This is a genomic window from Agreia sp. Leaf210 (assembly GCF_001421485.1).
Classification (GTDB): Bacteria; Actinomycetota; Actinomycetes; order Actinomycetales; family Microbacteriaceae; genus Agreia.
The window spans coordinates 599860-622435 of sequence record NZ_LMKK01000003.1 but is presented as its reverse complement, the minus strand read 5'-3'; the positions used below and the strand labels follow the sequence as shown (position 1 = coordinate 622435).

At 67.7% G+C, this 22576-nt stretch carries 22 protein-coding genes; all 22 read right to left on the bottom strand.

The window, feature by feature from the left end; translation table 11 throughout:
- A complete protein-coding gene (locus ASE64_RS13360) occupies positions 1-231 on the bottom strand; it encodes a DUF6704 family protein (protein ID WP_055781339.1) in 231 nt (76 codons plus the stop codon).
- Between the two features lie 63 nt (positions 232-294).
- Positions 295-1026: a Trp biosynthesis-associated membrane protein gene (locus ASE64_RS13355; RefSeq protein ID WP_055781337.1), complete on the bottom strand. Its 732-nt coding sequence runs from the start codon at positions 1024-1026 to the stop codon at positions 295-297.
- The gene (locus tag ASE64_RS13350; protein ID WP_055781334.1) at positions 1023-2555 is read right to left on the bottom strand and encodes an anthranilate synthase component I; all 1533 of its coding nucleotides are present in this window, start codon (positions 2553-2555) and stop codon (positions 1023-1025) included. The genes ASE64_RS13355 and ASE64_RS13350 overlap by 4 nt, the downstream gene beginning before the upstream one ends.
- A complete protein-coding gene (gene hisI / locus ASE64_RS13345) occupies positions 2552-2929 on the bottom strand; it encodes a phosphoribosyl-AMP cyclohydrolase (protein WP_055781332.1) in 378 nt (125 codons plus the stop codon). Before hisI ends, ASE64_RS13350 begins: the two co-directional genes overlap by 4 nt.
- Complete coding sequence (hisF, locus tag ASE64_RS13340) at positions 2926-3687, bottom strand: imidazole glycerol phosphate synthase subunit HisF (RefSeq protein ID WP_055781329.1); 762 nt, start codon at positions 3685-3687, stop codon at positions 2926-2928. Before hisF ends, hisI begins: the two co-directional genes overlap by 4 nt.
- Before the next feature lie 2 nt (positions 3688-3689).
- A complete protein-coding gene (hisG, locus tag ASE64_RS13335; protein WP_055781328.1) occupies positions 3690-4529 on the bottom strand; it encodes an ATP phosphoribosyltransferase in 840 nt (279 codons plus the stop codon).
- An 82-nt stretch (positions 4530-4611) separates the two neighbouring features.
- On the bottom strand, positions 4612-4875 hold the full coding sequence (locus ASE64_RS13330) for a phosphoribosyl-ATP diphosphatase (RefSeq protein WP_044438370.1): 264 nt from the start codon (positions 4873-4875) through the stop codon (positions 4612-4614).
- Positions 4876-4884: 9 nt separating this feature from the next.
- Complete coding sequence (gene rpe / locus ASE64_RS13325; RefSeq protein ID WP_055781325.1) at positions 4885-5553, bottom strand: ribulose-phosphate 3-epimerase; 669 nt, start codon at positions 5551-5553, stop codon at positions 4885-4887.
- Between the two features lie 50 nt (positions 5554-5603).
- Positions 5604-7013 carry an RsmB/NOP family class I SAM-dependent RNA methyltransferase gene (locus tag ASE64_RS13320; RefSeq protein ID WP_055781322.1) on the bottom strand — a complete coding sequence of 470 codons (1410 nt, stop codon included), beginning with the start codon at positions 7011-7013 and terminating at the stop codon, positions 5604-5606.
- Entirely contained in the window at positions 7010-7957 is a 948-nt protein-coding gene (gene fmt / locus ASE64_RS13315) for a methionyl-tRNA formyltransferase (protein ID WP_055781319.1), read from the bottom strand. The genes ASE64_RS13320 and fmt overlap by 4 nt, the downstream gene beginning before the upstream one ends.
- A complete protein-coding gene (locus tag ASE64_RS13310; protein WP_055782056.1) occupies positions 7954-9975 on the bottom strand; it encodes a hypothetical protein in 2022 nt (673 codons plus the stop codon). Before ASE64_RS13310 ends, fmt begins: the two co-directional genes overlap by 4 nt.
- 3 nt (positions 9976-9978) lie before the next feature.
- Positions 9979-11175 (bottom strand): methionine adenosyltransferase, encoded by a 1197-nt coding sequence (gene metK, locus ASE64_RS13305; RefSeq protein ID WP_055781316.1) that lies wholly within the window; start codon positions 11173-11175, stop codon positions 9979-9981.
- Positions 11172-12422 carry a bifunctional phosphopantothenoylcysteine decarboxylase/phosphopantothenate--cysteine ligase CoaBC gene (coaBC, locus tag ASE64_RS13300; protein WP_055782053.1) on the bottom strand — a complete coding sequence of 417 codons (1251 nt, stop codon included), beginning with the start codon at positions 12420-12422 and terminating at the stop codon, positions 11172-11174. Before coaBC ends, metK begins: the two co-directional genes overlap by 4 nt.
- A gap of 136 nt (positions 12423-12558) precedes the next feature.
- Positions 12559-12822, bottom strand: coding sequence for a DNA-directed RNA polymerase subunit omega (rpoZ, locus tag ASE64_RS13295; protein ID WP_044438377.1), 264 nt, complete (start codon positions 12820-12822; stop codon positions 12559-12561).
- A 120-nt stretch (positions 12823-12942) separates the two neighbouring features.
- Positions 12943-13824 carry a guanylate kinase gene (gene gmk, locus ASE64_RS13290; RefSeq protein WP_055781313.1) on the bottom strand — a complete coding sequence of 294 codons (882 nt, stop codon included), beginning with the start codon at positions 13822-13824 and terminating at the stop codon, positions 12943-12945.
- A complete protein-coding gene (pyrF, locus tag ASE64_RS13285) occupies positions 13821-14705 on the bottom strand; it encodes an orotidine-5'-phosphate decarboxylase (protein WP_055781310.1) in 885 nt (294 codons plus the stop codon). Before pyrF ends, gmk begins: the two co-directional genes overlap by 4 nt.
- Entirely contained in the window at positions 14702-17995 is a 3294-nt protein-coding gene (gene carB, locus ASE64_RS13280) for a carbamoyl-phosphate synthase large subunit (RefSeq protein WP_055781307.1), read from the bottom strand. Before carB ends, pyrF begins: the two co-directional genes overlap by 4 nt.
- Complete coding sequence (gene carA, locus ASE64_RS13275; RefSeq protein ID WP_082466282.1) at positions 17995-19176, bottom strand: glutamine-hydrolyzing carbamoyl-phosphate synthase small subunit; 1182 nt, start codon at positions 19174-19176, stop codon at positions 17995-17997. The genes carB and carA overlap by 1 nt, the downstream gene beginning before the upstream one ends.
- On the bottom strand, positions 19173-19721 hold the full coding sequence (locus tag ASE64_RS13270) for a PH-like domain-containing protein (protein WP_055781303.1): 549 nt from the start codon (positions 19719-19721) through the stop codon (positions 19173-19175). Before ASE64_RS13270 ends, carA begins: the two co-directional genes overlap by 4 nt.
- The gene (locus tag ASE64_RS13265; RefSeq protein ID WP_055781300.1) at positions 19714-21051 is read right to left on the bottom strand and encodes a dihydroorotase; all 1338 of its coding nucleotides are present in this window, start codon (positions 21049-21051) and stop codon (positions 19714-19716) included. The genes ASE64_RS13270 and ASE64_RS13265 overlap by 8 nt, the downstream gene beginning before the upstream one ends.
- Complete coding sequence (locus ASE64_RS13260) at positions 21048-22004, bottom strand: aspartate carbamoyltransferase catalytic subunit (RefSeq protein ID WP_055781297.1); 957 nt, start codon at positions 22002-22004, stop codon at positions 21048-21050. The genes ASE64_RS13265 and ASE64_RS13260 overlap by 4 nt, the downstream gene beginning before the upstream one ends.
- Positions 22001-22552 (bottom strand): bifunctional pyr operon transcriptional regulator/uracil phosphoribosyltransferase PyrR, encoded by a 552-nt coding sequence (pyrR, locus tag ASE64_RS13255; RefSeq protein WP_055781295.1) that lies wholly within the window; start codon positions 22550-22552, stop codon positions 22001-22003. The genes ASE64_RS13260 and pyrR overlap by 4 nt, the downstream gene beginning before the upstream one ends.
- Positions 22553-22576: the final 24 nt, after the last annotated feature.

Here is a 22576-nt window from a genome sequence, read left to right as displayed (position 1 = left end):
CTAGTGTCCTTTGCCGGCGTAGCGCGGGCTGTACGCCCCGAAGCCTGCCACCGACAGCACCTTGCCGAGGATCGCTCCCACGACGAGAAGGCCGGCAGAGGCCCAGACGAGCCACTGCACGTCGAAGAAAAAGGCGACGGTGCCGATGCTGAAAGCGATCAGCATCACGATCACGGCGGTCCAGGCGGCCGGCGAGTGACCGTGTCCAGGTTCTTCAGAAACGTTGCTCATGGAACTCCTCTTGTTCGGAATCAATAGTAGTCGAAAGGAAAAGCGCGTTCCTGTGTCCTCGCGCTACGCGGTAGGGTCTGTCCCCCGGCTCAGGCTGTCCCAGTTGTCGACCGAGGCTGCCTTCCGGCGCACCGCCGCGTCATCCGGACTCTCGTCGGCGTGGGGCGAGGCCGAGCCGGCGTCGTCTTCCTCGCTGTCGAGATCCAGCAGGTCGTCGGCGTCGAGAACGCGGCCGTCTTCGGAGGCGAAACGCACTGCCTGATAGCGGCGGCCCGAGACGGGCCAACGGGTCGTCGTGACGGCCACGGCGACGCCGAGCAGGGCCAGCAAGACGCCCAGCAGGATGGCGACGACGGGCCAGGCCGTGACGGCCTCGCTGCGCGCGATCGTGCGGATCGACTCGGTTCCGGCGACGCCCGTCGCGGTGGTCACCACGGGCGCGCCCGAGGAGACCGGGTCGACCAGCGGACCGGTGCCCGAGAGAACGATGCTGGCACCGAGGAGCACCTGGAGGACGCCGAGCACGATACGGATGACAGGACCGGCGATGGCGAGGGCTGCGGCGCTGGCCAGGCCGGCCAGGCCGAGTGCGGCCAGGGCGGGCGCGGCGGTCGCCCCGGGGACGTCGAGGCTGCGGGTCGATCCGCCATCGACCGTGACGCCGAGCGTTCCCCACGACTGCGACCACGCGAGGAAGACGAGGCCGCTCACGGCGAGCACGCCGAGGATCATCAGGCCCTTCAGTCGTGCGGATCCCTGCTTCGGCGGCGTGGCCGCATTGTCGGCGGTCGTCATACAATCCGTCGCATGGCGTTCGCGATGGCGACCGCCCGCAGAGGGGCTGCCGCCTTGTTCTGCGACTCGAGGAACTCGGAATCCGGATCGGAGTCTGCCACCAATCCCCCACCCGCCTGCACGTGGGCGACGCCCGACTCGATCGTGGCGGTGCGGATGGCGATGGCGAGATCCGCGTCACCGGCGAAGCCGAAGTAGCCGACGACACCCCCGTACACGCCGCGTTGGGCGGGCTCGAGGTCGTCGATGATCTGGAGAGCCCGGGGCTTGGGTGCTCCCGACAGGGTGCCCGCGGGGAAGGTCGCGCTGAAGACGTCAATCGCCGTGACTCCGGGCCGGATCACGCCCTCGACGGAGGACACGATGTGCATGATGTGGCTGAAGCGCTCGATGCGCATGAACTCGGTCACCTCGACGGAACCCGCCACGCAGACCTTCAGGAGGTCGTTGCGGGCGAGGTCGACGAGCATGAGGTGCTCCGACTTCTCCTTCTCGTCACCGAGGAGTTCGTGTTCCAGCTCGATGTCGCGCTCGACCGTCGCGCCACGCGGACGCGAACCCGCGATGGGGTGAGTGAAGGCGCGACCGTTGTCGACCTTGACCAGAGCCTCGGGGCTCGACCCGACGATCGTGTAGGGGGTGCCGTCCGGGCGCTCGAGGGCCAGCAGATAGAGATAGGGACTGGGATTCAGCGTGCGCAGAACCCGATAGACGTCGATGGGTTCTGCGGAGGTCTCGAGATCGAACCGCTGCGAGATCACCACCTGGAACACGTCGCCGTCGCGGATGTGCACCTTGGCGCGCTCTATGGCGTCGAGGAAATCGCCTCGTTCGGTGCGTGCGACGGGCTGGCCGACCGTATCGAAGTCGGCGTCGTCGAGCCGGGTGTCGGTGGGTTTCGCCAGCTCGGCCTGCATGTCGTCGAGGCGGGACTGCGCGTCGCGCCATTGTGCATCGGCGTCGCCGCGAGGATCCGCGAGCACGGCGGAGATCAGCTGCACGGTGCCCGTCAGATGATCGATCACGACTAGGTCGCGCACGAATCCCATCGCCTGGCTGGGCACGGAGTAGTCGGCGGGCGGGCGGTGTGGCAGATGCTCGATCTGCCGGATGGTCTCCCACCCGATGAACCCGACGAGTCCCCCCGTCAGAGGCGGGTGGCCGGGGATCATGGGCGTCTGCCAGGTGTGGAAGAGGGAGGAGAGGGCCGAGAGCGGCTGTTCGGGCAGCCCATCGGGAAACGCCTCCGACTCCGAGAGACCGAGGTCGACCCAGACCGCCCGGTCGTCGTCGCTGGTGAGCACCCCGTAGCTCGAGACGCCGATGAACGAGAACCGTGACCAGACGCCGCCCTGTCCGGCGGATTCGAGCAGGAACGAGCCGGCCCGGCCTCGAGCGAGCTTGCGGTAGACGCCGACGGGAGTCTCTCCGTCGGCGAAGAGGGTTCGCAGCACGGGCAGAACACGATGGCTGCCGAGACGTTCGTCGAACTCCTGCCGAGTCGTCGACGCGACGCGCCCGCCGATCATGCCGAGGCTCCGGCCGAGCCGACGACGGGATCGAGCGGATCGACGTCGAAGCAGGCCCTGGCACCCGTGTGGCAGGCCGCCCCGATCTGCTCGACCTGCACCAGCAGAGTGTCGTCGTCGCAGTCGAGTGCCGCGGCGCGCACGTACTGCGCGTGGCCGGAGGTGTCGCCCTTCCTCCAGAATTCCTGGCGTGAGCGAGACCAGAACGTGACGCGACCCTCGGTGAGAGTGCGGCGCAGGGCTTCGGAGTTCATGTACCCCAGCATAAGAACGTCCTTGGTGTCCCACTGCTGGATGATCGCGGGGAGAAGGCCGTCCGCAGCGAAGTTCGCGCGAGCGAGGACGGCCTCGACGTCGTCTGCTGTCTGTGTCATCGGATCAGTGCCCCGTCTTGTCTCAGTTCGTCTTTGACCTGGCCTATTGTCAGCTCGCGATTGTGGAAGACGCTCGCGGCGAGCACCGCGTCGGCGCCCGCTCGGATGGCCTCGGGGAAGTGCTCGAGACGGCCAGCGCCTCCCGATGCGATCACGGGCACGCGGCTGATCGAGCGCATCAGGCCGATCAGCTCGAGGTCGAAGCCGTCCTTCGTTCCATCGGCATCGATCGAGTTGACCAGCAGTTCTCCCGCGCCGCGCTGGATGGCCTCGGCGGCCCAGTCGAGTGCGTCGAGTGTCGTCTCTCGTCGGCCTCCGTGCGTCGTCACCACGAAACCGGATGGCACGGTGTCGCTGCGCTTGACGTCGAGCGACAGCACGATCACCTGCGCTCCGAACCTGTCGGCGATCTCGTCGATCAACGCGGGCCTGGCGATGGCGGCGCTGTTCACGCCGATCTTGTCCGCGCCGGATGCGAGGAGTCTCGCCACGTCGTCGGTCGAGCGCACTCCCCCGCCGACCGTCAACGGAATGAAGACCTGCTCCGCGGTCTTTCGCACCACGTCGTAGGTCGTCGAGCGATCGTCGACCGTGGCGGTCACATCGAGGAAGGTCAACTCGTCGGCCCCCTGCTCCGCGTAGATACGCGCCAGCTCGACCGGATCGCCCGCGTCGCGGAGGTTCTCGAATTTGACGCCCTTGACGACGCGACCGGCGGCCACGTCGAGGCACGGAATCACCCGGATGGCGACGCTCACGGTCAGATCCGGGCGGCGTGGATGGGGCTGACCAGGATCGCGCGCGCGCCGACGTCGTACAGCGCGTCCATCACGTGGTTGGTGTCTGCGAGCGGCACCATCGACCGTACGGCGACCCAGTCGGGGTCGCGCAGCGGCGAGATGGTGGGTGACTCGAGGCCCGGCGTGATCGCAGCCGCCGCATCGAGCTTCGCCAGCGGTACGTCGTAGTCCATCAGCACGTATTGACGGGCGACCAGCACGCCCTGCAGCCGACGCAAGAGGGTATCGGCGCCGGGCTTGTCGATGCCCGACGAGATGACCACGGCTGAGGATTCGAGGATCACGGGGCCGAAGATCGTGAGACCGGCCTTCTTGAGAGTCGAGCCGGTCGACACGACATCGGCGACGGCGTCGGCCACGCCGAGACGAACGGCAGATTCCACCGCGCCGTCGAGGCGCACGAGCGTCGCCGAGACGGAGTGCTGAGCCAGGAACGCCTTGACGAGTCCGGGGTAGCTCGTCGCGACCCGCCGGCCCTCGAGTTCGGACACGCCGGCGAAGCCGCCATCCGGCCCCGCGAAGCGGAACGTCGACTCGCCGAACTGCAGGGAGGCGATCTCCTTGGCGGGCGACTCGGAGTCGAGGAGCAGGTCGCGCCCGGTGATACCGATGTCGAGAGCGCCGCTGCCCACGTACGTGGCGATGTCGCGGGGGCGCAGGTAGAAGAACTCCACTCCGTTCCGCTCATCGACGAGGTGCAGCTCGCGCGTGTCGCGTCGGGTCTGATACCCCGATTCGGCGAGCATCTGAACGGCGGTTTCGGACAGGGAGCCCTTGTTGGGCACCGCGATCTTGAGCATAAGAGTCTTTCGAATTGTCGACTGGCGGGCGAGAGCCGGCGTCAGTCTGAAGAGCTATGAGAACGAACGGATGCGGCCGTGCTCACAGATGTCGGTAGACGTCAGCCGGGGTCAATCCCTTGGCGATGAGGAGCACCTGGAGGTGGTAGAGCAGCTGGGAGATCTCCGCGGCCATCTCGTCGTCGGACTCGTATTCCGCCGCCATCCAGACCTCGGCGGCCTCTTCGACGATCTTCTTGCCGATGAAGTGGACCCCGGCGTCGAGCTCGCGAACAGTGCCGGAACCGTCTGGGCGCTCGAGCGCCTTGGCGCTCAGCTCGGAGAACAGCTCATCGAAAGTCTTCACGTGAAGAGTTTAGGCGACGTGGGTGTGCTCGAGTGCCCTCTGGCGGAGCAGCTGCACCTGAGCGCCCGCGTCGTCGGCGCCGAACACGCTCGAGCCCGCGACGAAGGTGTCGGCGCCGGCCCTGGCGGCGACCTCGATGGTCTGCTCGTTGATGCCGCCGTCGACCTGCAGCCACACGTCGAGACCGCTGCGCGTGGCCACCTCGCGTGCCGCGACGAGCTTGGACATCGTCTCGGGCATGAACGACTGCCCGCCGAAGCCCGGTTCGACCGTCATGACCAGAAGCTGATCGAACTCTCCGAGCACCTCGAGGTACGGCTCGACGGGGGTGCCGGGCTTGATCGCGAGACCGGCCCGCGCACCGATCTGGCGCAGACGACGGGCCAGAGCGACGGGCTCGTCGGTGGCCTCGGCGTGGAAGGTGACCGAGAAGACGCCGAGCTCGGCGAAGGTCGGTGCCCAGCGGTCGACGTCGGTGATCATGAGGTGCATGTCGAGGGGAAGCTCGGTGACCTGGAGGAGGCGCTCGACCACAGGGATGCCGAACGTCAGGTTCGGAACGAAATGGTTGTCCATCACGTCGACGTGCACCGCGTCGGCCGACGAGATGCGGTCGAGTTCCGTTGCGAGGTGGGCGAAGTCGGCGGCCAGGATGCTGGGGTTGATACGCGCAGGCATGGTCCTCAGCTTATCCAGCGTGACGGGGCGTTCGACGGCGGCTCACGGTGTCACGCGGCTTTGCGGAAGAGCGCGATGAACATCGCGTCGGTCGCGTCGATGTGGGGCCACAGCTGCACCTGCGACGCGTCGGACGCCCGCTCGCCGGTCTCGCCGGAGATCTCCGCGACCACCGTGCCGGTGTCGAGGGCTGTGAGCCGATCTCCCCACCGAGAGAGGGCGCCGGCCACCTGGCCTCGTGTCTCGGCCACATGGGGTGAGCAGGTCACGTAGGCGAGGATGCCGCCGGGTCGCAGAGCGTCGACCGCGGAGTCGATCAGTCGCTCCTGCAACTGCACGAGGTCGGCGACATCGCGCGGGCTCTTACGCCAGCGGGCTTCGGGCCGGCGCCGGAGGGCGCCCAGACCGGTGCACGGCGCGTCGACCAGGATGCGGTCGAACGACTCCGGGTGCAGGGCGCCGATGGTCGTGCCGTCGAGCTGCAGGACCTCGGGTGGATCGTCGAGCGCTTCGAGGGCGTTGCGTACGAGTTGTGCCCGGGCCGGAACCGGCTCGTTCGCCGTGAGAACGGCCCCGCCCAGACGTGCTTCGGCCGCCAGCAGCGCGGACTTTCCCCCGGGGCCGGCGCACAGGTCGAGCCATTTCTCGCCCGGGGCGATCGATGCGGCGCGGCTCAGGGCGAGAGCCGCGAGCTGCGATCCCTCGTCTTGCACTCTGATCGTGCCGGCACGCACCTCGGCGATGTCGCTGGGGTCTCCGCCGGTGGCGGAGAAGCCGATGGGAGAACGACGCGTCGGGCGGCCGGGAATGGCGATCTCGTCGCGATCGGCCAGACCGGGGAGAGCGACGAGGCCCAGTCTCGGCGGCACGTTGTCGGAATCGAGAAGATCGCGCAGCTCGTCGTCGAGGGCATCGGCCGACACGCCCGCTGCCGACAGCGAGCGACGGAACGCGCGGATGATCCAGGTGGGGTGCGAGTATTCGGCGGCGAGACGCGAATCGTCGTCTTTGGCCTCCGCGATCACACGTTCGCGCCACGCCTCGGGTTCGCTCCGGGTGATGGAGCGCAGGACTCCATTGACGAAGCCGGTCGCCGAGCGGGAGCTCACGAGGCGGGCGAGTTCGACGGACTCGTTGACCGCGGCGTGGCTGGCGGTGCGCATTCCGAGCAGTTGATGGGTTGCGAGTTCGAGCACGTCGAGAACGGCAGGATCGATCTTCTCGACCGGCCGTCCGGCCGCCAGCGAGATGACCCTGTCGTAGTAGCCGCGCATGCGGAGCGTGCCGTACGTGAGCTCGGTCGCCAGGGCGGCGTCATTGGTGTGGAGCTTCGCGCGTGCCAGCTTCGTGGGCAGAAGCAGATTGGCGTAGGCGTCGTCTTCACGAACGGCGGTGATCACCTCGAGGGCGATCCGGCGCGCCGGCTGCACGATCTGAGAGGAGCGGGGCCTGGAGTTCATGGTGTGTCGAATCTGTTCGTAGTGGGGGTGTCTGCGACGTGAGCCTGGGCTGGAGCGAGACCGCGCCACCAGTCGGCCGCGGGCATCGGCTTCTTGCCGGCGGGGTGCACCTGCAGCAGCTCGATGGGCGTCGTCGCCGTGCCGATGAGGATTCTGCCGCCGTCGTTCTCGAGCGAGCCGGGGCTGAGAGACGCGGTGTCATAGGCGGGCGCTGCGCGCAGGATCTTGAGTCTGAGGCCGTCGACGACGGCGAAGGCGCCCGGCTCGGGCGTCGTGGCCCGGATGCGACGGAATACGACGTCGGCGGCCTCGCTCCAGTCGATGCGGGCGTGGTCGAGGGTGATCTTCGGGGCCAGCGTGACCTCGCCCTGCTGCGGTTCGGAGCGGGCGGTGCCGGCCTCGAGGTCGTCGACGACCTTCGCGGCGAGTGCCGCTCCCTCGTGGGAGAGCGCCTCGAGAAGGTGGCCCGAGGTCTCGTGGGCTCCGATGGGCCGCGAGAGGCGCGCGAACTCCGGACCGGCATCGAGGGCGGCGACCAACTGGAAGACCGAAGCCCCCGCCTCGCTGTCGCCGCTCATGATCGACCACTGCACCGGTGCCGCACCCCGCCACCGGGGCAGCAGGGAGAAGTGCAGGTTGATCCAGCCGAGGCGTGGCGTCTCGAGCAGAGGGCTGCGAACGAGCCCTCCGTACGCGACGATCACCCCGAGGTCGGGCTGCAGATCGGATACCTGCCTCGTGACGTTGTCGTCGAGTTTGTTCGCCCGGATCGTGGGAATGCCGAGTTCGGAGGCCCGGGACGCGACGGGCGAGGGAGTCAGTACGCGCTTGCGCCCGAGCGGGGCGTCCTCACGAGTAATGACCGACACGATCTCGTGACGTGCGGCGAGAATGTCGAGGGTAGGCAGCGCCACTGCGGGAGTGCCGGCGAAGACGAGTTTCATTCCATGATCTCCGTGTCGTCGAATCGAACCCTGAGCACAGGCGGAGGCCTGAAGCTGGTCTTGGTGCCGGTCGCCTTGCTCGTCTGACGCTTCGTTCGCCCGGTGGAATTGCGGATGATCGACGAGCGCAGACTTCGGGCGACCTCGGCCCCGAACGCGTAGTCGAAGCGGATCGTGGCACGAACGAGGCCGTCGCCGGCGTCGACCGGGCCGAGCACGTCAATTGTCGCTGATTCGTGCCCCTCCACCGAATCGGGCAGGGTGGAGATGGCCTGTTCGACGGTCTCGGGGCGCCCCGTCACCGTGGCGAGCCGCACCATGGGGGGAAACCGCAGAGATCGCCTGTCGGGCAGTTCGGCCGCAGCGAAACGGTGTTGGCTCCATGTGACGAGTGCGCGGGCGAGGGCTCCTCCGACGCCGACGATGATGGCCGGTGCGCGGGGAGCGGCCAGCGCGATGGCGTTCGACCACCAGCGCAGGCAGTCTTCGGCCACGGTCAGGGACTCCCGAGCGAGCATGCGCTCGCCGTCGAGGAGGAGGACGGCTCGGTATCCCCCGGCTGCCACGGGCTCGGCCCCTCGAGTGGCGACGACCAACGCCGGTCGCGCATCGACCGTGAGGTGGGGCCTCTCCCCGTCGGAGACGATGACGCGGGTTCCGGGGAACGCGCGGCCCAGCTCCTCGGCTGTGCGGCCGGTGCCGGCGGTGACGAGTCGGATGCGCGTGGATTCGCAGTGTCGGCAGTGCCAGTCGGCGGCGATCGCCCCGCATAGCTCGCACGACGGGGTCTGCCGGGCGCCGCCGATACGGAGGGTGCCCTCGCAGACGCGGCAGCGCGCGGGAGTGCGGCAATCCTGGCACGCGAGCACCGGGGCGTATCCCGGTCGGGCCACCTGAACGAGAACGGGCCCGTCTTCGAGCGCGCGCCGTGCGGTGTTCCAAGCCGTGGACGGAATGCGGGCGTTAGCCGCGGCATCGGCGCCCGGTTGGTCTGCGGTGGGGACAACGTGCGGGAGGACGGCGGGATCGGGTGCACGCGGCGTCACATAGCCGATCTCGACGAGCCTCTCGAGCCAGGTACTGCGGGAGTGCGAGGCGAAGAGCAGAGCGCAGCCGGACTGCTCCTGGCGCACCAGCGCGACGTCGCGGGTGGAGGCATACGGGCTCAGGGGCTCGTTGTGCAGGGGGTCGGCGTCGTCCCAGACCGCGATCAGGCCGAGATCTGATGCGGGAGCGTAGACGACCGAGCGATTGCCCACGATCACGCGTGGGGCCGCTTCGAGACAGCGCAGGAAGGCGCGATAGCGGTCGGCATTCGGCTGACGCGCGTCGAGCTGTGAGATGCGGTCGAGCGGCACGAGAACGGCGAGGGCTTCGATGAGCTGTTGCTGATCGCGATAGTCGGGAACGGCGACGATGGCGCTGCGCCCGGACGCGAGCGTGCGGGCTGCCGCTTCGGCGAGCGTCACGGCCCACCGTCCGACCCAGACGCCGGGAGACACCTCGTGCACGGCCGGTATCGCGGCCAGGGCGACGCGATCGCCCGAGTCGACAGCGGAGTCGACGACGCGCTCGCCATACCCGGTCACCGTGGGATTCCCACGGTACTCGACGGGAGGATTGCCGGACTGCTGCTCGAGCTGCCAGGTCTTCTCGACCCGCACTTGACGGGGAGGAACGGCCAGGCGCACCACGTCGCTCGCGCTTCCTGCTGCGCGTTCCGACACACGACGGGCGAGATTCCAGACCTCCGGCGTCAGCACGGGGACCGTCGACGTGACCTCGTCGATCTCGCTGAGGGTTCCCGAGTACTCGACGGCCTCGGTGATCTCGACGATGTAGCCGCGCGCGATGCGTCCGGCAGACCGCAGGGGCACTTTGACGCGCACGCCGGGTTTCGCCTGCTCCCGCAACGCGGGTGGCACGGCGTAGTCGAAGAGCCTGTCGAGCTGTGGAAGGGGCGATTCGAGCATCACCCGCGCGATGAGCAGCTGCTCCGGCGCGGTCTGCGCGGCCATCACCTAGATGCGAGCGGCGGCCTGCAGGTCTGCGACACGGTCGAGCTTCTCCCACGTGAAGTCGGGAAGCTCACGACCGAAGTGACCGTACGTGGCCGTCGCGCCGTAGATGGGGCGCAGCAGATCGAGGTGCTGGATGATGGCCGCCGGGCGAAGATCGAAGACCTCGTTGATGGCATCGATGATCTGGTCGTCGGGGAGCTTTCCGGTTCCGAAGGTCTCGACGTAGAGGCCGACGGGTGCGGCCTTGCCGATGGCATAGGCGACCTGAACCTCGAGTCTGTCGGCGAAGCCGGCGGCGACCGCGTTCTTGGCAACCCAGCGCATGGCGTAGGCGGCCGAGCGGTCGACCTTCGACGGGTCTTTGCCCGAGAAGGCTCCGCCGCCGTGGCGCGAGGCTCCCCCGTAGGTGTCGACGATGATCTTGCGACCCGTGAGGCCGGCGTCGCCCTGAGGACCGCCGACGACGAATCTGCCGGTGGGGTTGATGAGCAAGTCCGCGGAGCGGGAATCGAGATCGCTGTCGGCCAGAACCGGCTTGATGACGAGTTCTTCGATGTCGTGGAACAGATCGGCGTTCGTCACCGACTCGGTGTGCTGGGTCGAGAGCACGACCGTCTCGATGGTCTTCGGCACGATGCCCTCGTAGCCGATGGTGACCTGGGTCTTGCCATCGGGACGCAGATAGGCGAGCTCCCCGGACTTGCGCACCTCGGCGAGCCGCTCGGCCAGTCGGTGCGCGAGCCAGATGGGCAGCGGCATGAGCTGAGGGGTCTCGGTGGTGGCGAAGCCGAACATGATGCCCTGATCGCCGGCACCCTGCAGGTCGAACGGGTCGGTGCGCGTCTCGCCCTGTCGGTTCTCCCAGGCGTTGTCGACGCCGGCGGCGATCTCGGGCGATTGGGCGCCGATCGAGACAGATACTCCGCAGCTCGCGCCGTCGAACCCGACGTCGCTCGACGTGTAGCCGATCGACGACACCGTGTCGCGCACGATCGTGGGGATGTCGACGTAGCCGGAGGTCGTGACCTCGCCCGCGACGTGCACGAGGCCTGTGGTCACGAGGGTCTCGACGGCGACCCGGCTCGCGGGATCTACCTCGAGGAGGGCGTCGAGGATGCTGTCGGAGATCTGATCGCAGATCTTGTCGGGGTGTCCTTCGGTGACGGACTCGGACGTGAAGAGGCGAAGGCTCGTCATGGTGCTCCAGGGAGGTCTGAGGGGGTGCGGTGCATGTCTTCGGGCAGTCGCTCGGCCAGCACAGACAGGATCTCATCGGCCACCGACAGCTTGCTGCCCTGGGCCTCGATCACTATAGACCCGGCCCGGTCGAGGACCATGACCGTGTTTCCTTGCGTGGCGAAGCCCTCGTTCCAGCCGACCCGATTGACCACGAGATAGTCGCAGCCCTTGCGCGTGATCTTGGCCCGCCCCAGTTCGAGCAGGGCCTCATCGGTATCGGCCGTCTCGGCGGCGAAGCCCACGACGAGCTGGTCGGCGGAGGCACGCGCTGCGACGCCGGCGAGGATGTCGGGATTCTTGACGAGTTCGAGCGTCAACGTGTCGCCGACGGTCTCTTTCTTGATCTTGGCGTTCGACACGGTGGCCGGCCTGTAATCGGCAACCGCCGCCGCCATGATGACGATGTCGTTCCCGCGAGTGTGCGCCTCGACGGCGTCGGCCAGCTGGGCTGTCGTCTCGACCGACACGACGGTGGCCCCGCCGGGAAGCGGTACCTCGACGTGGGCCGCGATCAGGGTCACCTGCGCACCTCGGGCGAGCGCCACCTCGGCCAGCGCCGCACCCTGCCGACCGCTCGAGCGATTGCCGATGAAGCGCACGGGGTCGAGTGGCTCGCGGGTTCCGCCGGCGGTGATGAGCACACGCACCCCGTCGAGATCGCGGCGGGGTTCCGGGTGTGCGGCCGCGGCGACGGCCAGGGATGCGGCGACGATGTCGTCGACCTCGGCCATCCGACCGGCACCGGAATCGGCGCCCGTGAGCTGGCCGCTCGTCGGCCCGACGAAGTGGATGCCGCGGGAGGCCAGAAGGGCGGCATTCGCCACGGTGGCCGGGTTCTGCCACATCTCGGTGTGCATCGCGGGAGCCACGACGATCGGCGCCTTCGAGGCGAGCACGGTGTTGCCGAGCAGATCGTCGGCGAGACCGGCCGCCATCTTGGCGAGCGAATTCGCCGTGGCCGGGGCGATGACGATGAGGTCGGCCGACTGGCCGATCGACACGTGTCGTACCTCCGACACCGCCTCGTAGAGGTCGGTGTGCACGACGTTGCGGGAGATCGCCTCGAGTGTCGGCTTGCCGACGAAGCGCAGGGCGTGCTCGGTGGCGACGACCTGCACGTCGTGACCGGCCAAGACGAAGGCGCGCACGACGCCCACGGCCTTGTACGCCGCGATGCCACCGGTGATTCCCACCACGATGCGCAGCCGCTTCTGCGGGTGTGTCACGTCAGTCCTGCCCCTTCGCCATGCATGCTCGCGCCCTTAACGAACGAATCCGCTCCCCGGCCGTTCGGGCGCTGGCCCGACGACAGCCCGGGGAACGGACCTGCATTCGCTGCTGCTATTCGGTTGCCGCGATCGGCTTGACCGTGAGCTTGTCCTCGTTGATCTCGTGCATCGCGACCGAGAGGGGCTTGTCGTCGATCGTCGAGTCGACCAGGGGTCCGACGTTGTCGAAGAGGCTTCCCTCGTGCAGGTCGGCGTAGTAGTCGTTGATCTGTCGGGCGCGCTTCGATGCGAAGATCACGAGCGCGTACTTGGATTCAACCTTCGACAGCAGTTCGTCGATGGGGGGATCGATGATGCCCTGAGCCCTGTTGACCATGGTGATACTCCTTGAGTGGCCTCGCCGGCCGGATTGAGAAAAGATCGTGCGGTGATCGTGCGGGGTTCACCGTGCACAAGTAGACAAGTCTACCTCGAATAAGCCGCTAATCTCTCGGATTCACTTCATGAGCTCCACGACGTCGCGTGCGGCTGTCTCGACATCGTTGTTGACGATCAGGTAGTCGAACTCGTTCTGCGCGGCCAATTCGACCTCGGCCGTCGCCAATCGACGCTCCTGCTCCTCGGCCGTCTCCGTACCGCGGCCGGTGAGCCGTCGCACGAGTTCTCCCCAGCTCGGAGGCAACAGGAACACGAGTCGGGCCTCGGGCATAGCCTCGCGTACCTGACGTGCACCCTGGATGTCGATCTCGAGCAGCACGCTCTTGCCCTGTGCCAGCGCCTCGTCGATCGGTGCGCGCGGGGTGCCGTAGCGCGAGGAGTTGTGCACGACGGCCCATTCGAGGAACTCGCCGGCAGCGATCATGCGATCGAACTCGGCGTCGTCGACGAAGTAGTAGCTGACGCCGTCGATCTCCCCCGGTCTCGGGGCCCTGGTCGTGGCCGAGACCGAGAGCAGCACGCCCGGCACGTTCTCCCGGATCCATGTCGAGACAGTGCCTTTGCCGACGGCCGTGGGACCGGCGAGCACGACCAGTCGCGACGCGTTCTCATCGCCGGAGAAGGGCGCGCGTTTCTCGAGGTAGGCCCGCAGACGATCACGCTGAAGCGCGCCGAGGCCACCCAGACGCTTGCTGGGTGAGATCGACAGTCGCTCGATGACCCGCTCGATCCGAACGCGGCCGAGTCCAGGGATTCCCTGAAGCAGCTCCGTGACGCGCATGCCGGCCTCGAGGCTGTCTGGATGCTTCGAGGCGCGGTCGAGAACACCGGTCGCGCTGCGGCGCTGCTCGGTCACCGCCTTCTTGATGGCTGCGCGGGCACGTCGAGCGGCGATGGCCGCCCGGGATCCGGCCGCACGATCGACGTCGGGAACGGTCATGACAGGGCTCCGGCTAGTTGGGCCGACTGATCGGCGAGCGTGTCTCTGAGGGCGGAGGGCCCGGCGGCGAGGGCGGCCCTCGATGTGCTCACGACGGTGCCGGCCGAGAGGGGCCCGTAGATCGAGCGGATGTCGTCGAAGCGAGCGCCCTGGTGCCCGAAACCCGGTGCGAGAACGGGCATCAGCGGAGTCGCCTCGCCGAGCGAGAGCGCGTCGACGCCGTAGTCGAGAAGGTTCTTCGTCGCACCGAGCACGACTCCGATGCTACCGAGTTCGCGGCCCTCGCCGTCGCAACGGGATTCGTGTGAGCGGTTCCACTCGTCTATCTCGGCTGCGACGAGACCGGCGACGCTGAGACCCGCTCGTTCTCCCCCGGTCACCGTCGCGGTCTGCAGCGTCTGCGACTCCGGATTCGAGGTGGCGGCGAGCACGAACGCGCCCTTGCCGTGACGCTCAGCGAGATCGAAGACTCCGGCGAGTGCGCCCGTTCCCGTGTACGCCGCCAGGGTGACGGCGTCGGCTTCGAGCGGAGAGCCCGGCGTGAGCCAGGCGTCGCCGTATGCCTCGACGCTCGACCCGATGTCGCCGCGCTTCGCATCGGCGATCACGATCAGCCCGGCGGCACGTGCAGCCGCCAGCACCTCTTCGAGTGCGGAGAATCCGGCCGAACCGAACACCTCGAAGAAGGCGACCTGCGGCTTGACGATTCCGATCGTGCCGCTCGCGGCATCGATCACCCTCAACCCGAACTCGCGCAGGCCGGCGGCCGTGCGGGGCAGACCCCAGGCATCCAGGAGGAAACCGTGGGGATCGATGCCCACGCACAGCGGACCGAGCTGGTCGATGCTCTCGTGCAGGCGCTGGCCGAACGTGCGGGTCACAGGCGTCCGGCCCTGGCGATGGCGTATTCCTGCAGGCTCGACACGTCGAAGCCCTCCCGGGTCGCCTCGAACGACGCGACCGCCGCACCCAGCTGGGCGATGGTCGTGAAGAGGGGCTTGTCGGCCGCCACGGCCGCCGCCCGGATCTCGTATCCGTCGGCTCGCGCGCTCGACCCGCTGGGGGTGTTCACGACGATGTCGACCTCGTTGCGGTTGATGAGATCGACCACCGTCGGCTCATCGCCATCGGTCGAGGCTCCCTCGCTGTACTTGCGCACGATGCGGGCGGTGATGCCATTGCGGTTGAGGACCTCGGCGGTTCCCGCCGTCGCGAGGATGTCGAAGCCCAGCTCGAGCAGTCGGAGCACGGGCAGCACGATGGCACGCTTGTCGCGATCGGAGACCGAGACGAAGACCGTGCCCGATGTCGGCAGGCCGCCGTACGCCGCTTCCTGGCTCTTGGCGAACGCGCGAGGGAAGTCGCGGTCGATACCCATGACCTCGCCCGTGGAGCGCATCTCCGGGCCGAGCAGCGAGTCGACGATCAGCCCGTCTTTCGTGCGGAAGCGCTTGAACGGGAGCACGGCCTCCTTGACGGCGATCGGCGAGTCCATGGGCACGATCGAGCCGTCGACGACGGGCAGCATGCCCTCGTCCTTCAGCTCGGCGATCGTCGAACCCACCATGATGCGCGACGCTGCCTTGGCGAGCGGAATTCCCAGAGCCTTCGCGACGAACGGCACGGTGCGCGACGCACGCGGGTTGGCCTCCAGAACGTAGAGGATGCCCTGACCGATGGCGAACTGCACGTTGAGCAGGCCCTGCACACCGATGCCCTGGGCGATGGCGAGCGTCGCGATGCGCACGCGATCGATCACCTCTCGGCCGAGGGTGACCGGGGGCAGTGTGCAGCTCGAGTCGCCGGAGTGGATGCCCGCCTCCTCGATGTGCTCCATGATGCCGCCGACGTAGAGCTCGTGGCCGTCGTAGAGCGCGTCGACATCGATCTCGATCGCGTCGTCGAGGAACCGGTCGACGAGCAGCGGGTGGCTCGGATCGATGATTCCCTGACCGGCCATGCGCGAGAAGTAGTCCTCGAGCGAGGGAGAGTCGTAGACGATCTCCATGCCTCTGCCGCCCAGCACGTAGGACGGGCGTACGAGAACCGGGTATCCGATGTCTTCGGCGATGGTGACGGCGCCGGTGAAGTCGCTCGCCGTTCCGTTCTTCGGGGCCAGGAGATTGGCGTCGTCGAGGATCTTCGAGAAGAGTCCGCGTTCTTCTGCGAGGTCGATGGCCTCGGGCGTGGTGCCGAGGATCGGGACTCCCGCTGCCTTGAGTCCCTTCGCGAGGCCGAGGGCGGTCTGGCCGCCCAACTGCACCACGACGCCGACGAGTTCGCCGGACTGGCTCTCGGCGTGAATGACCTCGAGCACGTCTTCGAGCGTAAGCGGCTCGAAGTACAGCCGGTCGCTCGTGTCGTAGTCGGTCGACACGGTCTCGGGGTTGCAGTTGATCATGATCGTCTCGAAGCCCGCGTCGCTCAGGGCGAACGACGCGTGCACGCAGGAGTAGTCGAACTCGACTCCCTGGCCGATGCGGTTCGGGCCCGAACCCAGGATGACGACCTTGCGGCGTTCGGAGGGCTCGACCTCCGTCTCCTGGTCGTAGCTCGAGTAGTGATACGGCGTGAGCGCAGGGAACTCCCCCGCGCACGTGTCGACCGTCTTGAACACGGGACGCACGCCGAGGATATGGCGGACCTCGCGCACCTCCTTCTCGCCGAAGCCGCGGAGGGCGGCGATCTGGGCGTCGGAGAATCCGTGCTCCTTCGCGAGGAGGAACATGTTCGTGTCGGCGTTCTCACTGGAGGCGATGGCCTCGGCCACCTCGTTGATGAGCACGATCTGGTCGATGAACCAGGGGTCGATCTTCGTGGCCTCGAAGGCCTCCTCGGCCGTCGCACCGGCGCGAAGCGCTTGCTGCACGGTGACGATACGGCCGTCGGTGGGCACGCTGGCCAGGGCCAGAAGCTCGTCTTTGGATGCGTCGAGTGGCTCCCAGTGGAACGACGAGCCGCGCTTCTCGAGCGACCGCAGAGCCTTCTGCAGGGCCTGCGTGTAGTTGCGGCCGATGGCCATCGCCTCGCCGACCGACTTCATGGTCGTGGTCAGCGTCGTGTCGGCGGCGGGGAACTTCTCGAAGGCGAAACGGGGAACCTTGACGACCACGTAGTCGAGCGTCGGCTCGAACGACGCGGGCGTCACCTTGGTGATGTCGTTCGGGATCTCGTCGAGGTGGTACCCGATCGCCAGTTTGGCGGCGATCTTGGCGATGGGGAAGCCGGTGGCCTTGGACGCGAGGGCGCTCGAGCGGGAGACGCGGGGGTTCATCTCGATGACGATGACCCGGCCGTTCGCCGGGTCGATGGCGAACTGGATGTTGCAGCCGCCCGTGTCGACGCCGACGGCCCTGATGATGTCGATTCCGATGTTGCGCATGTTCTGGTACTCGCGGTCGGTCAGCGTGAGCGCCGGCGCCACCGTGATCGAGTCGCCGGTGTGCACACCGACCGGGTCGACGTTCTCGATCGAGCACACCACGACCGTGTTGTCTGCCGTGTCGCGCATGAGCTCGAGCTCGTATTCTTTCCAACCGAGGATCGACTCCTCGAGCAGCACCTCGGTGGTGGGGCTCTGGTGCAGACCGTCGCCGACGATCCGGCGCAGCTCCGTCTCGGTGTAGGCGAATCCGGATCCCAGCCCGCCCATGGTGAAGGAGGGTCGAACGACCAGGGGGTAACCGAGGTCGAGGGCGAATTCCACGGCCTCCTCGACCGTGTGCGCGATGTGGGAGCGGGCGACATCGGCACCGGCATCCAGGACCAGCTGCTTGAAGATCTGCCGATCCTCGCCCTTGTTGATCGCCTCGAACGAGGCGCCGATGAGCTCGACGTCGTACTTCTCGAGGATGCCGTGCTTGTGCAGATCGATGGCCGCGTTCAGCGCCGTCTGGCCACCCAGCGTGGGCAGGATGGCGTCGGGCTTCTCTTTGGCGATGATGGTCTCGATGACCTGCCAGGTGATGGGCTCGATGTAGGTCGCATCGGCGAAGTCCGGGTCGGTCATGATCGTGGCCGGGTTCGAGTTCACCAGGATGACGCGCACGCCCTCCTCGCGGAGGACGCGGCACGCCTGGGTTCCGGAGTAGTCGAACTCGCACGCCTGGCCGATGACGATCGGCCCGGAGCCGATGACCAGGACGCTCTTGATGTCTTCCCTGCGAGGCATTACTGGTTCTTCCCGTCGATGATGGAGTGGATCTCTGTCTGCGGCTCGCCCTTGTCGATCGCGAGCACCATGTCGCGGAAGCGATCGAAGAGGTACATGGAGTCGTGCGGACCTGCAGCCGCCTCGGGGTGGTACTGAACGCTGAACGCGTCGATGTCGAGGCAGCGGATGCCCTCCACCACGTTGTCGTTCAGGCTGAGGTGGCTGACCTCGACACGGCCGAAGCCGGCCGGGCTGTCGACGACGCCCTCGCGCGGCGCATCCACGGCGAAGCCATGGTTCTGGCTGGTGATCTCGACCCTGCCGGTGGTCTTGTCGAGCACGGGCTGATTGATTCCGCGGTGACCGAAGGGCAGCTTGTAGGTGCCGAAGCCGAGGGCACGCCCGAGGAGCTGGTTTCCGAAGCAGATGCCGAAGTACGGGATCTTCTCGGCGAGAACGTCGCGCAGCAGCTGCACGTGGCGTTCGGATGCCTCGGGGTCGCCGGGTCCGTTCGAGTAGAAGAGGGCACTCGGCTCGAGGGCCACGACCTCCTCTGTCGTTACCGACTCGGGCAGGACGACGACATCGAAGCCGCGCTGAGCGAGATAGCGCAACGTCGAGGTCTTCACACCGAGGTCGAGGACGGCGACGCTTCCGATGCGCTCCCCCACCGCGTCGATCGTGTACCGCTCGGGGGTCGACACCTCTTTGGAGAGGTTGCGTCCGGCCATGTCCTCGGCGTCGCGCACGATGGCGAGCTGTTCCGAATCGCTCAGCTCGAAGTCGTCGCCAGAGAAGATTCCGGCGCGCATGGCCCCGAGTGAGCGGAGGTGCCGAGTGATAGCCCGAGTGTCGACGCCGGAGATGCCGACGATGCCGCCGGAGACGAGGTCGTCGTCGAGGCTGCGGGTGGCGCGGAAGTTCGAGACCATGCGAGAGGGATCGCGCACCACGTACCCCGCGACCCAGATCTTCGCGGATTCGAGGTCGTCATCGTTCGTGCCCGTGTTGCCGATGTGCGGCGCGGTCTGCAGAACGATCTGGCCGGCGTACGACGGATCGCTGAGGGTCTCCTGGTATCCGGTCATGCCGGTGGCGAAGACGGCCTCTCCCAGAGTGCGTCCGCGGGCGCCGTAGGCGCGACCTGCGTAGCGCTTGCCGTCTTCGAGTACGAGGACGGCGGGTTCTGTTGAGATCACGCGAGGGATCCTTCCTGGTCGGGGTTGGCGGGGCCGTTCGACGGCGCGAGTGCGGTGATCGCCTCGATGAGGCGGGAACTCTGTTGGGGATTCTCGATGCGGAAGAAGCTCTCGACATCGGCGGACGGCATGGCAGATGCGGATTCGAGGGTCCAGTCGAGGCGGACGAGGCCGCCCTCTTCCACCACCCTGTCGATCGTCCAGGTCGAGGTGCCGACCGAGCGGATGCGATCGGCTGCGACGAAGATCTGCGGCTCGCCGGTCACGGCGATGACGACCCCGGCGTCGAAGACGGACACCGCTGCGCGGCCCCGAAAACCGAGGCCGGGCAGCGTGACTCTGTCGAGGGGCGCCCCGGCGGTCGTGGTCGAGACGTAGAGACCGGTGACGGCGACACGCAGCTCGCCGAGCAACTCGTCGGTGGGAACGGCCGCGGTCGAGAGGGCCGACTGGCGGCGGCCGCGGGCGCGCCACCCGAGCACCATGAGGATCAGGAGTCCGATGACTCCGACGATGATGATCGAACCGGGCAGGATCCTATCCACGGGACACCCCCGCGAGGGCTGCGGCCGCGACCTCGGATGCTTCCACGACGACGCCGTCGAGCACCGTCGGGTATCCGCGGTGGAAGGTGTGCCGCACCGATCCGGGAAGGGTCATTCCGAGGTACGGCGAGTTGTGGCTCTTGCCCGCGAGTCTGTCTATCGAGAAGGTGCTCGACGAGGCAGGGTCGAGCAGTACGAGGTTGGCACTCGCACCGATCTCGAACGAGTGGCTGTGACCCTCGAGCCGGCCGATCGCGGCCGGTGTGTGCGAGAGCACGCGAGCGACATCCGCCCAGCCGAAGAGGCCGGTGTCGACCATCGAGGCCTGCACGACGGACAGCGCGGACTCGAGGCCCACCATGCCGAACGACGCGTGGTCCCACTCGCAGTCCTTCGACTCCTCTGGATGCGGCGCGTGGTCGGTGGCCACGATGTCGATCGTGCCGTCGACCAGACCCTCGCGGAGCGCACGTACGTCGTCGTCGCGACGAAGCGGTGGGTTCACCTTGTAGCGCGCGTCGTAGCTGCGGATCAGTTCCTCGGTGAGCAGGAGGTGATGCGGCGTGACCTCCGCCGTGACCTCGATGCCGCGGGCCTTGGCCCAGCGCACCACGTCGACCGAGCCTGCCGTCGACAGGTGGCAGATGTGAAGACGCGCTCCGACGTGCTCGGCGAGCAGTACATCGCGGGCGATGATCGACTCCTCGGCGACGGCCGGCCAGCCCTTGAGTCCGAGCTCGCTCGAGAGAGCGCCCTCGTTCATCTGCGCGTTCTCGGTCAGCCGCGGATCCTGGGCGTGCTGGGCCACGACGCCGTCGAAGGTCTTCACATACTCGAGGGCGCGTCGCATCAGCAGCGAGTCGTGAACGCACTTGCCGTCGTCGGAGAACACCCTCACGCCGGCGCGGGAGTTCGCCATCGCACCGATCTCCGAGAGTCGCTCCCCCGCGAGGCCGACGGTGACGGCGCCGATGGGGCGCACCGTGGCGTACCCCGCTGCGTCTCCCAGAGCCTGCACCTGCTCGACGACCCCGGCGGTGTCTGAGACGGGCATCGTGTTGGCCATGGCGAACACGGCGGTGAAGCCGCCCGCCGCCGCGGCCCGCGTTCCCGACAGCACGGTCTCGCTCTGTTCGAATCCGGGCTCGCGAAGGTGTGTGTGCAGATCGACGAGACCCGGGAGCGCGACCAGGCCCGCGGCATCCAGAACGCGCGCGCCGGCGGGCGCGGTGAGCCCGGCCCCGCGCTCGGCGATCACGCCGTCTGCGATCAGAAGATCGGTCGTGGTTCCGTCGGGCAGTGTCGCCCCATTGATCAGGGTCGTTGTCATGATCTGGCCTCCCGGTCGCCGGACAGCAATGAATACAACACGGCCATGCGGATCGACACCCCGTTGGCCACCTGCTCGATGACGGTGGACTGTGCCGAGTCGGCTGCCCGAGACGAGATCTCGAGTCCACGGTTCATGGGCCCGGGGTGCATCACAATGCTATCGGGGCGCAGGGCCAGCAGACGCTCGTCGTCGAGGCCCCACTGCCGCGCGTATTCGCGGGTCGTGGGAAAGAATGCGGCGTTCATGCGCTCCTGCTGGATGCGCAGCATCATCACGACGTCCGGCCGCACCTCCGCGAGGGCCGCGTCGAGGTCGTACCGGATGTCCGCCGGCCACGTCGACGCTCCGACGGGAACCAGAGTGGCCGGCGCCACGAAGGTGACGTGGGCTCCGAGGGTCTCGAGGAGCCAGAGGTTGGAACGCGCTACCCGGGAGTGCAGAACGTCGCCGACGATCATCACGCTCACGCCGTCGAGGTCGCGACCGCGCGCGGCGTCGCCGTGGATGCGCCGCCTCATCGTGAATGCGTCGAGCAGAGCCTGGGTCGGATGCTCGTGGGTGCCGTCGCCCGCGTTGACCACGCCGGCATCGATCCAGCCGCTCTGAGCGAGCACCTGCGGGGCGCCGGATGCGGAGTGTCGGATGACGACGCCGTCGGCTCCCATCGCGGCGAGGGTCTGTGCCGTGTCTTTCAGGCTCTCGCCTTTCGACACGCTCGACCCCTTGGCCGAGAAGTTGATGACATCGGCCGAGAGGCGCTTCGCAGCCACCTCGAACGAGGTGCGGGTGCGGGTGGAGTCCTCGAAGAAGAGGTTCACGACCGTCTTGCCGCGCAGAGTGGGAAGCTTCTTGACCTCGCGGTTCTGCACCTCGCTCATGTCTTCTGCGATGTCGAGCAGGCCGATGGCGTCATCCCGGATCAGGTCTCGGGTCGAGAGCAGGTGCCTCATGCGCCGACTCCTGTCGCGAGGTCGATGCTGACCTCTTCGCTGCCGTCGATCTCGGCGAGACGGACGTTGATGCGCTCGTCGGTGGAGCTGGGCAGGTTCTTGCCCACGAAGTCGGCTCTGATGGGAAGTTCGCGGTGACCGCGGTCGACGAGCACCGCCAGACGCACGGCGCGGGGTCGGCCGAGGTCTCCGATGGCGTCGAGCGCGGCGCGGATGGTGCGTCCGGAGTACAAGACGTCGTCGACGAGCACGACCGTCTTGCCGTCGATCCCCCCTGCGGGAACGCGCGTGGGCTGCGGCGCCCGGGTCGGGTGATGCGCGAGATCGTCGCGATACATGGTGACGTCGAGAGAGCCCACGAGATCTGCCGGAGCTCCGGTCTCGATCTGGCGGATCTGCGCGCCGATCCGATCGGCGAGGATGACTCCGCGGGTCGGGATCCCGAGGATCACGAGGTCGTCGGCCCCCCGATTGGACTCGAGGATCTCGTGGGAGATCCGAGTCAACGCTCGGGTGATGTCAGAGTCCTGCAGCACTATTCGAGCCACGAGCCTGACCTCCTTCCCCGTCTC

Coding starts and splice junctions, on each gene's coding strand:
- ASE64_RS13360 (WP_055781339.1), bottom strand. CDS start 231: ATGAGCAACGTTTCTGAAGAACCTGGACACGGTCACTCGCCGGCCGCC.
- ASE64_RS13355 (WP_055781337.1), bottom strand. CDS start 1,026: ATGACGACCGCCGACAATGCGGCCACGCCGCCGAAGCAGGGATCCGCA.
- ASE64_RS13350 (WP_055781334.1), bottom strand. CDS start 2,555: ATGATCGGCGGGCGCGTCGCGTCGACGACTCGGCAGGAGTTCGACGAA.
- hisI (WP_055781332.1), bottom strand. CDS start 2,929: ATGACACAGACAGCAGACGACGTCGAGGCCGTCCTCGCTCGCGCGAAC.
- hisG (WP_055781328.1), bottom strand. CDS start 4,529: ATGCTCAAGATCGCGGTGCCCAACAAGGGCTCCCTGTCCGAAACCGCC.
- rpe (WP_055781325.1), bottom strand. CDS start 5,553: ATGCCTGCGCGTATCAACCCCAGCATCCTGGCCGCCGACTTCGCCCAC.
- ASE64_RS13320 (WP_055781322.1), bottom strand. CDS start 7,013: ATGAACTCCAGGCCCCGCTCCTCTCAGATCGTGCAGCCGGCGCGCCGG.
- fmt (WP_055781319.1), bottom strand. CDS start 7,957: ATGAAACTCGTCTTCGCCGGCACTCCCGCAGTGGCGCTGCCTACCCTC.
- ASE64_RS13310 (WP_055782056.1), bottom strand. CDS start 9,975: ATGGCCGCGCAGACCGCGCCGGAGCAGCTGCTCATCGCGCGGGTGATG.
- metK (WP_055781316.1), bottom strand. CDS start 11,175: ATGACGAGCCTTCGCCTCTTCACGTCCGAGTCCGTCACCGAAGGACAC.
- rpoZ (WP_044438377.1), bottom strand. CDS start 12,822: ATGGTCAACAGGGCTCAGGGCATCATCGATCCCCCCATCGACGAACTG.
- gmk (WP_055781313.1), bottom strand. CDS start 13,824: ATGACCGTTCCCGACGTCGATCGTGCGGCCGGATCCCGGGCGGCCATC.
- carB (WP_055781307.1), bottom strand. CDS start 17,995: ATGCCTCGCAGGGAAGACATCAAGAGCGTCCTGGTCATCGGCTCCGGG.
- ASE64_RS13265 (WP_055781300.1), bottom strand. CDS start 21,051: ATGACAACGACCCTGATCAATGGGGCGACACTGCCCGACGGAACCACG.
- ASE64_RS13260 (WP_055781297.1), bottom strand. CDS start 22,004: ATGAGGCACCTGCTCTCGACCCGAGACCTGATCCGGGATGACGCCATC.